General features: G+C 73.4%; 14 protein-coding genes. 4 read left to right on the top strand and 10 right to left on the bottom strand.

Annotation, left to right across the window (positions count from 1 at the left end; all coding sequences use genetic code 11):
* The first annotated feature begins 2 nt into the window (after nucleotides 1–2).
* Together AB7U92_RS00515 and AB7U92_RS00510 are read left to right on the top strand one after the other, a co-directional pair.
* Nucleotides 3–791, top strand: a complete 789-nt coding sequence (locus tag AB7U92_RS00515; RefSeq protein WP_428573664.1) for a TOBE domain-containing protein — start codon at nucleotides 3–5, stop codon at nucleotides 789–791.
* Nucleotides 788–1,633 carry a Rossmann-like domain-containing protein gene (locus AB7U92_RS00510; protein WP_428573662.1) on the top strand — a complete coding sequence of 282 codons (846 nt, stop codon included), beginning with the start codon at nucleotides 788–790 and terminating at the stop codon, nucleotides 1,631–1,633. Before AB7U92_RS00515 ends, AB7U92_RS00510 begins: the two co-directional genes overlap by 4 nt.
* Here AB7U92_RS00510 and AB7U92_RS00505 read toward each other — a convergent pair.
* The 5 genes from AB7U92_RS00505 to AB7U92_RS00485 form a co-directional block, all read right to left on the bottom strand.
* Nucleotides 1,619–1,819, bottom strand: a complete 201-nt coding sequence (locus AB7U92_RS00505) for a hypothetical protein (protein WP_428573660.1) — start codon at nucleotides 1,817–1,819, stop codon at nucleotides 1,619–1,621. The two genes, AB7U92_RS00510 and AB7U92_RS00505, sit on opposite strands and share 15 nt — an antisense overlap.
* 74 nt (nucleotides 1,820–1,893) lie before the next feature.
* Complete coding sequence (locus AB7U92_RS00500) at nucleotides 1,894–4,581, bottom strand: protein kinase domain-containing protein (protein ID WP_428573658.1); 2,688 nt, start codon at nucleotides 4,579–4,581, stop codon at nucleotides 1,894–1,896.
* A gap of 4 nt (nucleotides 4,582–4,585) precedes the next feature.
* A complete protein-coding gene (locus AB7U92_RS00495; RefSeq protein WP_428573656.1) occupies nucleotides 4,586–5,122 on the bottom strand; it encodes an ECF-type sigma factor in 537 nt (178 codons plus the stop codon).
* 102 nt (nucleotides 5,123–5,224) lie between these two features.
* A complete protein-coding gene (locus AB7U92_RS00490) occupies nucleotides 5,225–6,100 on the bottom strand; it encodes a patatin-like phospholipase family protein (protein ID WP_428573654.1) in 876 nt (291 codons plus the stop codon).
* A 3-nt stretch (nucleotides 6,101–6,103) separates the two neighbouring features.
* A complete protein-coding gene (locus AB7U92_RS00485) occupies nucleotides 6,104–6,694 on the bottom strand; it encodes a GNAT family N-acetyltransferase (protein ID WP_428573652.1) in 591 nt (196 codons plus the stop codon).
* 112 nt (nucleotides 6,695–6,806) lie between these two features.
* Between AB7U92_RS00485 and AB7U92_RS00480 the strand changes: the two genes are divergently transcribed.
* The gene (locus AB7U92_RS00480) at nucleotides 6,807–7,289 is read left to right on the top strand and encodes a (2Fe-2S)-binding protein (RefSeq protein WP_428573650.1); all 483 of its coding nucleotides are present in this window, start codon (nucleotides 6,807–6,809) and stop codon (nucleotides 7,287–7,289) included.
* Nucleotides 7,286–9,640: a xanthine dehydrogenase family protein molybdopterin-binding subunit gene (locus AB7U92_RS00475; protein WP_428573648.1), complete on the top strand. Its 2,355-nt coding sequence runs from the start codon at nucleotides 7,286–7,288 to the stop codon at nucleotides 9,638–9,640. Before AB7U92_RS00480 ends, AB7U92_RS00475 begins: the two co-directional genes overlap by 4 nt.
* Here AB7U92_RS00475 and AB7U92_RS00470 read toward each other — a convergent pair whose 3' ends face one another.
* From AB7U92_RS00470 to AB7U92_RS00450, 5 genes are all read right to left on the bottom strand, one after another.
* Nucleotides 9,641–10,030, bottom strand: coding sequence for a RidA family protein (locus AB7U92_RS00470; protein WP_428573646.1), 390 nt, complete (start codon nucleotides 10,028–10,030; stop codon nucleotides 9,641–9,643). It lies immediately after the preceding gene.
* Nucleotides 10,031–10,080: 50 nt separating this feature from the next.
* The gene (locus AB7U92_RS00465) at nucleotides 10,081–11,214 is read right to left on the bottom strand and encodes a HupE/UreJ family protein (protein WP_428573644.1); all 1,134 of its coding nucleotides are present in this window, start codon (nucleotides 11,212–11,214) and stop codon (nucleotides 10,081–10,083) included.
* On the bottom strand, nucleotides 11,211–12,386 hold the full coding sequence (locus AB7U92_RS00460; protein WP_428573642.1) for a hypothetical protein: 1,176 nt from the start codon (nucleotides 12,384–12,386) through the stop codon (nucleotides 11,211–11,213). The genes AB7U92_RS00465 and AB7U92_RS00460 overlap by 4 nt, the downstream gene beginning before the upstream one ends.
* A gap of 11 nt (nucleotides 12,387–12,397) precedes the next feature.
* Complete coding sequence (locus AB7U92_RS00455; RefSeq protein WP_428573640.1) at nucleotides 12,398–12,637, bottom strand: hypothetical protein; 240 nt, start codon at nucleotides 12,635–12,637, stop codon at nucleotides 12,398–12,400.
* Nucleotides 12,638–12,648: 11 nt separating this feature from the next.
* On the bottom strand, nucleotides 12,649–13,322 hold a 674-nt coding region (locus AB7U92_RS00450; protein WP_428573638.1), incomplete at its 5' end, for a DUF4331 domain-containing protein.

The raw sequence follows: 13,322 nt of genomic DNA, 5'->3' as shown, positions 1-13,322 counted from the left end.
GCATGGGCGGCAACCTGATCAGCGCGGATCTCAAGCTCGCGGGCCGGCTCGACGCGCGCTTCTTCGCGCTGATCGAGGCCATCGAGGCCACCGGTTCGATCAACAAGGCCGCGCGCACCGCCGGCCTGAGCTACAAGGGCGCCTGGCTGATGCTGGAGGGCGCCGGCAACCTCGCCCATGCGCCGCTGCTGGAGACGGCCACCGGCGGCGCAGGCGGCGGCGGCACCCGGCTGACCGAGGCGGCTCGTGGCCTGCTCGGTGCCTGGCGCACGCTGCAGCACGAACAACGCGAGTTCCTGCGCGCCCAGGAGGCGCGCCTGGCCGAACTGCCGGCGCTGGCCGGCCTGCTTCGAAGGATGTCGATGAAGACCACTGCACGCAACCAGTTCGCCGGCGTCGTCGAGGCGCTGGACCTCGGCCCGGTGTCGGCCACGGTGACGATCGCGCTCAAGAGCGGCGACAGGATCGTCTCGACCATGACGGCCGATGCCGCCAAACGCCTCAAGCTGAAGAAGGGCAAGGAGGCGCTGGCGCTGGTGAAGGCCTCGGCGGTGGTGCTGGTCACCGACTTCGCCGGCTGGCAGCTCTCGGCGCGCAACCAGCTCGCCGGCACCGTCTCGCGCATCGAGCGCGGCGCGGTGTCCTCGCTCGTGGCGCTGACGCTGCCCGGCGGCATGACGCTGAGCGCCAGCGTCACCAACGAGGGCGTGGAGTCGCTCGACCTGAAGGTCGGTGCGGCGGCCACGGCCGTCTTCAAGGCCTATGCCGTGATGGTGGCGGCGCAGCCATGAGCCGCATCGCCACCGACCTGCTGGCGCTGCTGGAGCGCCTCGCCGCCCTCGGCCCGCTGCCGCGCGTGAAGCGCCTGCACCTGCCGCCACCCGCAGCCGACGGCAGCCGCGACGGCGAGTTCTGCGCCATCGAGCTCGACGACGGCTCGCTGGGCCTGAGCTTCGTGCTGCTCGGCGACACGCTGGCGGGGCTGCGCGGCGTCGATGACGACGCGGTGGTGGGCATGTCATCGCTCGACCTGGCGCGGCGCTATGCCGAAAGCAGCGGCCTCGAACGCACGCTGGGCTTCGCCGCCGTCAACGCGCTGACGCGCCACTGGTTCGACCGTACCAGCTACGAGCCGCCGCCGGCGCAGGGCTCGATCGGCGACCTCGACCTCGCGCCGGGCGACCACGTCGGCATGGTCGGGCTGTTCCCGCCGCTGGTGAAGCAGGTGCTGGAGACGGGCGCCCGCCTGACGGTGATCGAGCTGCGCCAGGACCTCGCCGGCCTGCGCGAAGGCTGGCGCGTCTCGCTGGACCCGGCCGACCTCGGTGCCTGCAACAAGGTGCTGTCCACCAGCACCGTGCTGCTCAACGACACGCTGGAGTCCATCCTGTCGCACTGCCGGGCTGCGCAGCGGGTCTCGCTGATCGGCCCGGGTGCGGGCTGCCTGCCGGATCCGCTGTTTGCGCGCGGTGTCACGCTGCTGGGCGGCAGCTGGATCGTCGATGCCGCCGGGTTCAAGGACGCGCTGGCGTCGGGCGTTTCGTGGAGCCCGTTCGCGCGCAAGGTGGCGATTCGCCGCGACGCCTACCCCGGCGCCGAGGCGCTGCTGGCTCGCGCCTCAGCGCGGGGCTGAGTCGGCCGGCCGGCCGTCGTCGGCGCAGCGGCAGGAGACGATCAGCGAGTCGAAGGTGACCACGGCGCCGCAGCCTTCGCATCGGCACGCCAGGCGCGGATTCGAAGGCACCTGCGCCGGTGCGACGATCACGGTCGGGGCAACGCCGGCGGTGATTGGCGTGACGTCCATCGATGGCATGTCCATGGCATCTCTCCGTGAATCTGTCGGACCCAGTATGGGCGCCTGCCGAGGTCACCGCATCCCCCTGGATGCAGGCCCTAGTTCGTCGCTTCGCCGCCCAGCAGCAAGTGCGCGCGGCGAGCGTCGGCGCTGAGCGGGCCGGCAGCGGCCTCCAGGTGCTCGCGAGCCTGCTGCAACGCAGCATGTGATTCGTCGGCGCGGCCGGCCGCCGCTTCGACCCGGCCGAGCAGCAGCCACGCGAGGCCGGTGCTGTCGGAGTGCGGCTTGCCGGCCTGCAGGCGCTGCGCGATGGCCAGGGCCTCGCGGGCGTCGTCGGCCGCCGCCGCGGGCCGGCCGAGGTCGAGCGCGGCTTCGGCGCGCTCGCGCAAGGCCATGCCGATGTAGGACGGGTTGGCGCCGATCGAGCGCAGGAACGTGAGCTGGCGGTCGAGCGCTTCATGCGCCTGCGCCGCCTGGCCGCGCTTGAGCATCAGGCGTGCCCGGACCCACTCCGCGCGGATGACGGACGGGTGGCCCGTTTCCTCGGCGCCGGGCAGCGCCGCGCCGCGTCGCAACGCGGCATCCGCCTCGTCGAGGCGGCCGGTCGCGACCAGCACGCTGGCCATGCCCACCAGTCCGTAACGGCTGCCCTGGGCGTGCTTCGAGGCCTCGCTGGCGCGAAGCGTCTCGGCGTAGGCGGCCAGGGCCTCGTCGTGACGGCCGGTGCGCTCCAGCGCCAGCGCACGGTTGCCCAGCACCCAGCTCGGCGGATCGCGCCATGCCATCAGGCGACGGTGGCTGTCGAGCAGTTCGTCATAACGCGCCAGGGCCCGCTGCACGTCGCCGGTGGCCAGCTCGACCACGCCCCAGTTGCTGAGCATCACGCGCGCGTGCAGGCTGTCCTGCCGGTTCAGCGCACGGTAGCGCTGCTGCGACTGCTCGAACCAGGCTTCGGCCTCGCCGCTGCGGCCGCCGGCGTGCAGCGCGAAGGCGATGTCGCCGAGCAGGTCGGCCTCCATGTCGCCGCCGGCCTGCCCGGCGGCGCGCAGCCGCTCCAGCGCCGCCTGCGACGAGCGCAGGGCCACCGCCGCCTCGGTACGGTTGGCGGCGATGGCGCCGCGCATCTGCAGACAATGCACCGCGGCAAGGTCGGGCGTGCCCGGATCGGCGATCCAGCGCTCCACCATCTGCACCGCCTCCGCGGTTCGGCCGAGCGACTCGAGCAGCTGGCCGCGGTCGCAGTCGATCTGCGCGCGCAGCGTGCGATCGGCCGAGCCGCGCGTGATCTCGGCGGCGCGCGCGAGCATCGCCTCGCTGCGGTCAGGGTCGTTGTAGTACTCGGCGAGGATGCGCAGGATCGCCGCCTCGTTCTCAGGCACCGCGCCGAAGGCCGGGCCGACCATGTGCCAGCCGCGGTCGAGCAGTGCCTTCACCGCATCGGCCTGCTCGGGCGCCACCGCCTCGCTGAACAGCAGCGTGAAGAATTCGTTGATCGCCTCGTTGCGCGCCAGCAGCGCACGCGCCTGGTCGCGTTCGCGCTGCGCCTCACGCGCCTGCCAGGTGGCCAGCGCGGTGCCGGCGATCAGCGCCACGGCCACCGCCGCGCCGGCGGCCAGCGGCAGGCGGTGCCGCGCCATCGCCTTGCGCAGCCGCTGCGCCAGGCTGTAGGGCCGCGCCAGCACCGGTTCGCCGGCGAGGTGCCGTTCGACGTCGGCGGCGAAGGCCTCGACGCTGCGGTAGCGATCGGCCGGCTCCTTGCGCATCGCCTTGGCGAGGAGGGTGTCGAGGTCGCCGCGCAGCGCCCGCGCGACGCGCCGGTCGGCCACGCGGCTGCTCGCAGGCGGCACGTCGGCGGCGAGCACGGCCTCCTCGAGCGCGGCCGGCGTGTCGCGCGGCAGCCGGTAGGGCCGCACACCGGCGAGCAGCTCGTAGAGCACCACGCCGAGCGAGTAGACGTCGGTGGCCACGCCCACCGGCTTCGCGCCCACCTGCTCGGGCGAGGCGTAGTCGGGCGTCACCGCACGGCCCATCAGGCGGGTGATCTGCGCCTGCGTGGGCCCGTCGTCGCCGAGCAGCTTGGCCACGCCGAAGTCGAGCAGCCGCACCTCGCCGGCCGCGGTGACGAGGATGTTGCTCGGCTTGAGGTCGCGGTGCACGACGAGCCGGCCGTGCGCGTACGACACCGCCTCGGCCACCTGCAGGAACAGGCGCAGGCGCGCCTCGATCGACAGCGCATGCTCGCGGCAGTGCACGTCGATCGGCGTGCCGTCGACGAACTCCATCGCCAGCCAGGGCCGGCCCTCGGCGGTGACGCCGGCGTCGTACAGCCGCGCGATGCGCGGGTGCTCGAGCGAGGCGAGGATGTCGCGCTCGCGCGCCATGCGCTGCGCCAGGCTGGCGGCCCAGCCGGGATGGGGCAGCTTGAGCGCCTCCTGGCGGTTCAGGCTGCCGTCGGTGCGCTCGGCCAGCCACACCGTGGCCATGCCGCCGTGGCCGAGTTCGCGCAGCACCCGGTAGGGGCCGATGCAGTCGCCGGGGGCGTCCGGCTCGAGGCCCGCCTCGTCGAGGCCGCCGGGTCCGTCGAGCACCAGCGGCTCGCGCAGGAAGTCGTCGCCGGCGTCGGTGCCGGCGCGCTCGAGCAGCTGGCGAAGCAGCGGCAGCAGGTCGTGGTCGGATGCGGGCAGGCCGCGCAGCCAGGCCTCGCGCTGCGCCGGCGGCAGCGCGAGCGCGGCCTCGAGCAGGCCGTTCAGGCGCCGCAGCTCGCCGGGGTCCTGCGGCGGCTTCATCGTCTCAGCGGCCGAGCATCTGCGCCAGCAGCAGCCGGGCGCGCTCCCAGTCGCGCCGCACCGTGCGGTCGGTGACGCCCAGCGCGCTGGCGATCTCGGCGTCGGTCAGGCCGGCGAAGTAGCGCATCTCGACCACGCGCACCAGCCGCTCGTCGACCTGCGCGAGCATCTGCAGCGCCTCGTGCACCTCGAGGATCTCGTCGTCCCTCGTGCCGAGCATCTCGCCGGCGCGGGTGTCCAGCGTCACGTGCTCGGCCTCGCCGCCTCGCCGCCCGGCCTGGCGGCGGCGCACGAAGTCGATCACCACCGAGCGCATCGTCGTCGCGGCGTAGGCGAGGAAGTGCTCGCGGTCCTTCAGCGCCACTAGCCCGCCGCGCTGCATGCGCATGAAGGCCTCGTGCACCAGCGCCGAGGTGTCCAGCAGGGTGTGGCGGCCGCCTCCGGCCAGGCGCGAGCGCGCCAGTCGGCGCAGCTCGTGGTACAGCTGGGCGAACAGCACGTCGGCGGCAGGCGCCGCCTTCTCGATCTCGGCAGTGACCATGGACAGGGCTCGAGGCAGGAAGCCCGTCGGCGACGGGCGGGCAACGATCCTGCGCGCCGCACCGGTCCATCGCAATCCCTCCAAAGAGCCACGGCGGCGCGTTCAGGCCACCGCACGCCCCGCGTCCGCGGCGAGCGCCTCGTGGATCTCGCCCAACTGTGCCTGCGCGGCGCGGCGGCCGGCCTCGAAGACCTCGGCCATCGCGCCGGTCTGCCACAGGCCGACCTCGCGATCGAGCTTCAGCACCACCGGCAGCAGCCGCTGGCCGCGCGCGGCCGCCGTCTCCAGCCGCGCGCGCATCAGGTTGTTGAGCAGCGAGGTGCTGACCTGCGCCACCAGCCGCGAGGGCTTGTCGATGCGGCGCGGCATGCGGCCCTCGAAGCCGAGCGTGAGCACCACGCGGGCGTCGAGCGCGGCCGAGACCGGCAGCGGGTCGGACACCACGCCGTCGACCAGGCGCTGGCCGTCGATGCGCACCGGCGGGAACAGGAAGGGTACGGCCATGCTCGCGCGCAGCGCGGTGGCCAGCGGCCCGCGCGTCAACAGCACGGGCTCGCCGGTGGCGGCGTCGGTCGCGGCGATGCGCAGCGGGGTCGGCAGCGCCTCGATGCGGCTCGCGCCGAAGGCCGCCTCGATGCGCTCGGCGATGCGCGTGCCGTGGCGCAGCGCGAAGTCGGCGTCGAAGCCGGCCCAGCGTGGCACCAGCAGCTGCGCGTAGGCGCGCCAGTTGCGCTGCTCGGTGAGCTCCTGCGACCACAGCTGCCGGGCCTGCGCGAGGCCCTCGGCCGGCGCCGTGCCCGCGGCGATCAGCGCGCCGAACAGTGCGCCCGAACTGCAGCCGACCACCAGGTCGGGGCGGATGCCGTGGCGGGCGAGCACGTCGGCGATGCCCAGCGCAGCGACGCTGCGCACGCCGCCACTGCCGAGCACGAGGGCCAGGCGCGGCGCCTGGAAACGGGGGGCGCTGACGCTGGCCATCGCTCACGCCCTCCCCAGGGTGCATGGGGCCGGCCGCCATGCGTCGTGCCGCCAAGGCGGCACCGGGGGCGCCGGCAGGCAGCGCGCCTCGGCGACCACCACGCCGGCGTCGCCACGGTGCGGGCTGAGCGTGAAGCCGCAGCGGCGCATCAGGGCCAGCATCGGCAGGTTGTCGGCCAGCACGTGGCCGTACAGCCAGTGCAGGCCTTCGTCGGCGGCAGCGCGGCGCAACGCCGCCACGCAGCGCCGCGCGATGCCCCGGCCGCGCCAGCCTTCGGCCACCACGAGGGCGAATTCGGCGGCGCTGTCGCTGGCATCGGTGACGCAGCGGGCGTCGGCCACCAGCCGCGTGGTGCCGTCGTGCTCGGCCAGCGCGACGAGGGCGATCTGACGGTGGCCGTCGGCGCCGGCCATGTCGTGCAGGCGGGCTGCCGAGACGGCGTTGACGGCGCCGTGAAAGCGCCGGCGCCGCGCCAGCGGTGACAGGCCGGCCAGCATGCCGGCCAGCGCTTCGGCATCTTGCGGGCAGACCGGCCGCAGGTGCACGCGCTGCCCGGTGCGGGTGGTGAAGCTGTCGATCGTCGGGGGTGTCATGGGGTCCTCCTGAGCGGTACCACGCGAAGCGCTCGGCGATCCGGACATCCCCGCCCCTGCGGCCGGCGGGCGAAGCGACTAGCATGGCGATCGCCCGACGAAAGGTGACTCCATGACGACATTGCGCATCACGGTCAACGGCCGAGCGGTCGAGACCGACGTGGCCCCCACCACCTTGCTGGTCGAACTGCTGCGCGGCCCGCTGGCGCTGACCGGCACCCACCAGGGTTGCGACACTGCGCAGTGCGGCGCCTGCACCGTGCTGGTCGACGGCGAGGCGGTGAAGAGCTGCAGCATCCTGGCGCTGCAGGCGCAGGGCCGCGCGGTCACCACCGTCGAGGGCCTCGCGAAGGGCGATGCGCCGCACGCACTGCAGGAGGCCTTCATGGCCTGCCACGGCCTGCAGTGCGGCTTCTGCACCCCGGGCATGCTGATGTCGGCGTGCGCGCTGCTGCGCCACGAGCCGAACCCGAGCGAGGCGCAGATCGCCGAGGCGCTGGAGGGCAACCTGTGCCGCTGCACCGGCTACGTCAACATCGTCGCCTCGGTGCAGCAGGCTGCGCAGGCGCTGGCCGCGAAGGGAGAGCGCGCATGAGCAGCACCACCACGGTCGAGGCCGGCCGCTACGGCAGCGGCAAGGACGTGCGCCGCATCGAAGACCCGGCGCTGCTGCGCGGCGAGGGCCGCTTCACCGACGACCTGGCGCGCGCTGCGCAGACCCACCTCGTCTTCCTGCGCTCTCCCTACGCCCATGCGCGCATCCTCGGCGTCGACGCGAGCGCCGCGAAGGCGATGCCTGGCGTGCTGGCGGTGTTCAGCGGCGCCGACCTGCACGCCGCCGGCGTCAAGCCGATCGGCCCGGCCGTGCCCTTCCCCCGCCCCGACGGCAAGCCAGGTGCCTCGGCGCCGCGCCACCCGCTGGCGCTCGATCGTGTGCGCTACGTCGGCGAGGCGGTGGCCGCGGTGGTGGCCGAGTCGCGCGAGGCGGCACTCAACGCCGCCGAAGCCGTCGTCGTCGACTACGAAGACCTGCCGGCTGTGACCGACCCTCTGGCCGCGATGCGCCCCGGCGTGCCGGTGCTGTGCGAGGCTGCGCCCGACAACATCGCGGCGGAGATGCGCCATGGCGACGCCGCGGCCACCGAAGCGGCCTTCGCCACGGCGGCGCACCGCGTGTCGCTGGACCTCGTCAACCAGCGCCTGGCGCCGGCCTCGATGGAGCCGCGCGTGGTGCTGGCCGAGACCGATGCCGCCACGGGCCGCTTGCTGATCACGCTGTCCAGCCAGATGCCCACGGCCGTGCGCGACGGCGTGGCCGGCTCGCTCGGCCTGGCCAAGGAGCAGGTGCGCGTGACGGTGGGTGACGTGGGCGGCGGCTTCGGCATGAAGACCGGCCTGTACCCGGAAGACATCGTGGTTGGCCACGCAGCGCGCACGCTGGGCCGGCCGGTGAAATGGTGCGCGCAGCGGCTCGAGGAGTTCAGCGCCTCGGTGCACGGCCGTGACCTCGTCACCCGCGCCGAGCTCGCGCTCGACGCCAACGGCAAGGTGCTGGCGCTGCGCACGCGCTCGGTGGCCAACGTCGGCGGCTATGCGATGACGGTGGGTGTGGCGATCCAGCTGCTGATCGGGCCGTGGGTGTCGACCAGCATCTACGACATCCCCGCGATCTCGCTGCACCTGACCGCGGTGATGACCAACACCACGCCCACCGGCGCCTACCGCGGCGCCGGGCGGCCGGAGGCGATCTACGTGATCGAGCGGCTGATGGACGCCGCCGCGCGCGAGATGAAGATCGACGGCGCCGAGCTGCGCCGCCGCAACATGATCCGCCCCGAGCAGATGCCCTACAAGAACCCGATGGGCCAGACCTACGACGTCGGGCAGTTCGAGAAGATGCTCGACCAGGGCTTGGCGCTGGCCGACTGGGGCGGCTTCGAGGCGCGGCGCACGCAATCGAAGGCGAAGGGCCGGCTGCGCGGCCGAGGCATCGCCACCTTCCTCGAGTGGACCGGCGGCAACGCGCTGTCGGAGCAGGTGACGGTCAACGTGCTGCCCGAGGGCATCGTCGAGCTGACGGTGGCCACCATGCCGATGGGCCAGGGCATCAACACCAGCCTGGCGCAGCTGGCGGTCGACGTGTTCGGCGTGCCGCTCGACCAGATCCGCGTGGTGCATGGCGACACCGACCGCGCCAACGGTTTTGGCAGCGCGGGGTCGCGCTCGCTGTTCACCGGCGGGGCGGCGGTACAGGTGGCTTCGGAGAACACCATCCAGGTGGCCAAGGATCTCGCCGGCGAAGCGCTGGAGGCCGCGCCGCGCGACATCGAATACCGCGCCGGCCGCTTCACCATCGCCGGCACCGACCGCGGCATCGGCCTGTTCGAGCTGGCTGCGAAGCAGCCGGCCGCGCGCATCACCGCCGAGGGCGGCGCCACCGCCGGCGCGCCGAGCTGGCCGAACGCCTGCCACGTGTGCGAGGTCGAGGTCGACCCCGACACCGGCGCGGTGGAGATCGCGGCCTATGCGTCGGTCAACGACATCGGCCGCGTGGTCAGCCCGACCATCGTGCGCGGCCAGATCGAGGGAGGCGCCGTGCAGGGCATCGGCCAGGCGCTGTGCGAGGCGGTGCGCTACGACGGCGACAGCGGCCAGCTGCTCACCGCCAGCTTCATGGACTACGCGTTGCCGCACGCCGACGTCTTCCGCGGTTTCAAGACGGTGTTCGACACCTCGGTGCCCTGCACCACCAATGTGCTCGGCGTGAAGGGCGTGGGCGAGCTCGGCACCATCGGCGCCACGCCGGCGGTGGTCAACGCGGTGGTCGATGCGCTGGCCGGCGCGGGCCTGGGCCGCGAGGCGGAGCAGGTGCAGATGCCGCTGACGGCGCCGACGGTGTGGCGCGCGCTGCAGCGCGATTTCGATGCGGTGGCCTGGGGCGGATGATCAGCGCCGCGCCACCATGTCGATCTCGATCAGCGCGCCCTTGGCCAGGCCGTTGACGCCGACGCAGGTGCGCGCCGGCCGGCGGCCGGCCGGGAACCAGCTCGCGTAGGCCTCGTTCATCGCCGCATAGTCCTGCTCGAAGCGCGTGAGGTACACGCGCATCTGCAGCACGTTGGCCAGCGTGAGCCCGATGCCCTGCAGCACCGTCTGCAGGTTCTTCATCACTTGGTGGGTCTGCGCCTCGATGCCCTCGGGGTAGGGCTCGTCGATGGAGGTGCCTGCAAAGGGCATCTGCCCGGTGACGAACACCCAGCCGTCGGCCTCGACGGCGTGGCTGAAGGGCGCGACAGGGTCGGGCGCGCCGTTGATCATGTGGAAGATCGGGGCCATGGCAGGAAGGCAGTGTCGGGAACCGACAGTGTTCCACGACACCGCCGCGTTCAGCTCGGCAGCAGGGCCCAGCCCAGGCTGCGTTCCAGCGTCCAGACCAGCGCCAGCAGCGCCACGGCCGCCGACATGCCGGGCACCAGCGCGCGCCGATACAGTGGCGCGCGGCGCAGCGCAATGGCCGCCGGCAGCAGCAGCGCCACCAGAGCCAGCTGGCCCAGTTCGACGCCGAGGTTGAAGCCGAGTAGCGGCAGCATCAGCTGCCCCTGCGCGAGGCCAAGATCCTGCAGCGGCCCGGCGAAGCCGAAACCATGCACCAGTCCGAAGAGCGACACCATCATCCAGCGCGGCGCGCGCAAGAAGGGGCGCAGGTTGTCCAGCGCTGCGAGCAGCACGCTCGCGGCGATCAGCGACTCGACCCAGCGCGAGGGCGGTGCGAGAACGCCTGACGCAGCCAGCCCGAGCGTGATCGAGTGCGCCGCGGTGAAGGCTGTCACCAGGCGCAGCGTCTCGGCGCACGCCGAGCGCGCGGTCTCGCGCGGCGCCCAGCCGCGGCCGTCTCGGCGCCACACGGCGACGATCAGCAGCGTGGCGAGGAAGAGGATGTGATCCAGGCCGATCGCGATGTGGTGCATGCCTTCAGCGACGAAGCCGGCGAAGGAGCGCGGGCTGTGTTCTTTGCTGCCGAGCGAGAAGCGCTGCGTCGCCTCGCCTGGCACCAGCACCGCCTGCTGCGTGGATCCGCCTGCATCGAGGCGGGCGATGCCGCGGTGATCCGCATCGCTCTTGGCGAACAGCCGGTAGCTCACCGTGAGCGAGCCGACCGCTGCGGCGCAGTCGCGCTGCAGCCGCAGCACCGCATAGCGGCCATCGGTGTGCTCGTCGAGCAGCGGCGTGCCACGGCTCGTCACCGGGCAGTCGCGCTCGTCGGCACGCATCGCGATTGCCGCGTCGGCCAGGCGCTCGATCTCGGACCAGCGCGAGCGCACCTCGCCCCAGCGCAGCTGGCCGTCACCATCGGCATCCAGCACGAGCTCGCGGTCGAGGTCGCGCAGCGCGATGTCCACGCGCTGCTCGATGCGTGTGCCGTCGACCTGCCAGCGCAGGTAAGCGTCGCTGGACTTGTGCGCCTGTGCGGCGCCGGCCAGACATCCCAGCGCCAGAGCCAACAGGTGACGGAGCTTCATGATCGTGCGTCCTTGCCGGCAGCGGCGATGCGCACATCGATGGCGGCCCAGTCGCGCAGCGCGTCAGCTGCCAGTGGCCGGCCGGCGGCCTGCGCCGCGCGCGCGAGCAGCAGGGCATCGGCCGGTTCCTTCTGACGCGCCCAGTTCCGTTCGGCCAGCGCGAGCGCGCGCGCCGGCTCGCGCTGGAGTTCCAGCGCCAGCAGCGCTTCCTCGCGAAGGTGCAGGTTCTCGCCGCGCAGGCGTGCCGCGTCGAAGCGCGCCTGCAGCGTGGCGGCGTCGGCCGCGGCGCGCGAATCTCCAAGGCGTTCCCAGGCGATCGCGCGGCGCAGCAGCAGCGCGTCGGCCTCGACGCCGTGCGGCTCGATCAGCGCCAGCGCTTCAGCGGCGCTGCCGCGCTCGATCAGCCAGTCGGCGCGCGCCGCGATCGCATAGATGCCGGGCGTGCCGGCGGTGGCTTTGCGGAACAGCGTTTCGGCCGCGGCGTGGTCGCCCATCCGTTGCGCCAGTTCGGCGCGCACCAACGCCAGCCAGCCGTCGCCCGGCACCTCGCGTGCCAGTGCCGCGAGCGCAGCGGCAGCCTCGCGCGGCTGGCCGCGCAGGCTGTGCAGCTCGGCGACGCAGGCACGTGCCGGTACCGCGAGTGCCGCGCCCAAGGCCGCGAAATCGGGTGTGGCCAGCGCGCGGCAGTCCTCTTCGGCCAGCGCGAGCCGGCCGGTCACCTGCCGCACCGCGGCGCGCGTGAGGAGGGCTTGCGCGCGCAGCGGCAACGGCGCGGCGGCATCGGCCACCAGCGCGTCGAGATCGGCCAGCGCGCCATCGAAGTCGTGCTGGCTCTGCCGGATCGTGGCGCGCAGCAGCCGCACCGCCGCGGGTGGTGCGGGCTGCATCCACCAGGGCTTCAGCGCCGCCTGCGCCAGCCCGAGTTCGCGCGGATCGCCGCGCATCCGGGCCCGCTCGATGGCCGATCGTGCGGTGGCCAGCGCCAGCGGCAGCTGCCCCGGATCGCGCGCCAGCACGGCGCGCTGGCGGCGGGTCTCGGCGCTCTGTCGCGTGGGCAACCGCTCGATGACGACCTCGTCGCCGGACGGCGTGAAAGGCGCCGCCGTCGCCACGAGCCCGATCGCGGCGCAGAACAGTCCCGCTGCGAGGCGGGTGAGGATCGGCGGTGCCATCACCCGCCCCCTCAGCGCAACGGGGCGGGTTCGTCGGTGTCCGACGCCGGCGGCAGCACGCCGTCAAGCTTCAGCGGCTCGCCGGTGTCGTCCGCCGGCAGCGAGCCGACATAACTCGTGAAGGCCTGCGGCGAGGCCGTGGCCGCGGGCGGCACGGTGTCGGTCACCGGTGGCGCGTCGTTGCTTCCACCGCCGCCGCACGCTGCCAGCGCCGCTGCGGTGGCCAGCAGGATCAAGAGGTTCTTGCTCATGCTGCCTCCGCTCAACGGGTGCCGCCGATCGGCGTGTTCAGGTACGGGAAGCCCGCGAGCAGCGGCACCGTGGCCTGGTCGACGGCGTCGTGAAGCTGGAAGGCGGTGGCCCCCAGCGGCGCGGCCGAGGGCTTGCACGCCGTCCCCAGGCCGAGCGTGTTGGTGTCGCCGTTGGCCACGCACAGCCCGCCCATCACCGCTACCAGCGAGATGTCGACCACGTCGTCCTTCGGCCGGCGGCCGTTGGGGAAGCCGGCGTTGTCGCTGCCGCCGGCCAGCAGGTTGCCCACCACGCCGAGACGGTTCTGCTGCGCGAAGGGCACCGGCGCGATCGCGGTGTTCAGCCGCAGCATCTCCGAGGCCTGCACCGAACGCGGCTGGTTCAGCCCCGGGATGCCGGTGAGGAAGGTGGTGACGAGGTCGGTGCGCGGGAAGTTGGTTGGCGCCGTGCCGGGAATGCCCAGCGCGATCTCCAGCAGCGCCGGCAGCGTCGGGTGGGTCACGTAGTCGGCGAACTGCGTGTCGTCGGCCGGCTTGGCTGCGTTGAATCGGTCCTTGTCCTTCAGGCCGATGACCACCTCGTTGACCAGCGGCATGCCCAGGCGCGACACCTGCACCCAGGCCCCGCCGGTCTTCTCGCTGGTCTGGTGGCCGCTGGCCGGCGTGCCGTCGAGCAGGCGCGCCT

This window comes from Piscinibacter sp. (assembly GCF_050175855.1).
Lineage (GTDB): Bacteria > Pseudomonadota > Gammaproteobacteria > Burkholderiales > Burkholderiaceae_C > Piscinibacter.
This window is presented reverse-complemented; position numbering and strand designations above follow the sequence as displayed.